Here is a 590-nt window from a genome sequence, read left to right as displayed (position 1 = left end):
TACTGTTACTCATAGCATCATCTCCTTGTTTCTCCTGCTGTTTCTCCTTTTTCGGGTTACTATTACTATTACTATTACGTTTCCGTATACACATTATACCACCCCTTGTCAAGCTTTTCCATATATTTTTCTTAAATATACATGAAAAGTATTTCAAATTTTGTCATAATAGATACATAGAATAAATATATTTTTCGTCAAAATAGAAACACCCATCGACCCAAAATCGACAGGCGTTTTCAAAAAGGAGAATATCAGGAATCAATCAGTCACCGGGCTGTTGCACCCGGCAACCGTAGGGGGATTACCTAAATGAAGGTATGTAAGGCTTTCTCGTCTGGCTCCTGCATGGTATCATACTAACAGATTTTTTCGGGACATTGAGGGACATTTTCAAAAAACCTCAAATTTCTTTTTTTACAACTATCTTCAGTGTACTTTACCCTCCGCTTTGGAAACATTCGATTCATGGACTGCGCTACCTTCCACCAGGGAAGCCCATCTATGTAATACAGCCGGAACATTGTCCTTACCTCACTCTTGGAGATAGACTCAATATATTCCTCTGCCTGAGTCATAAGCTCCAGTAA

Annotated in this window: 1 pseudogene; it reads right to left on the bottom strand. The window is 38.6% G+C overall.

The window, feature by feature from the left end:
* Positions 1–359 precede the first annotated feature (359 nt).
* Positions 360–590 (bottom strand): annotated as a pseudogene (locus V7D18_RS02600) (hypothetical protein); the annotation flags it as partial.

The sequence above is a fragment of the Lacrimispora sp. 38-1 genome (assembly GCF_049890855.1).
Lineage (GTDB): Bacteria > Bacillota > Clostridia > Lachnospirales > Lachnospiraceae > Lacrimispora.
The sequence above is the reverse complement of the archived record's forward strand: the minus strand, read 5'-3'. Positions and strand labels throughout refer to the sequence as shown.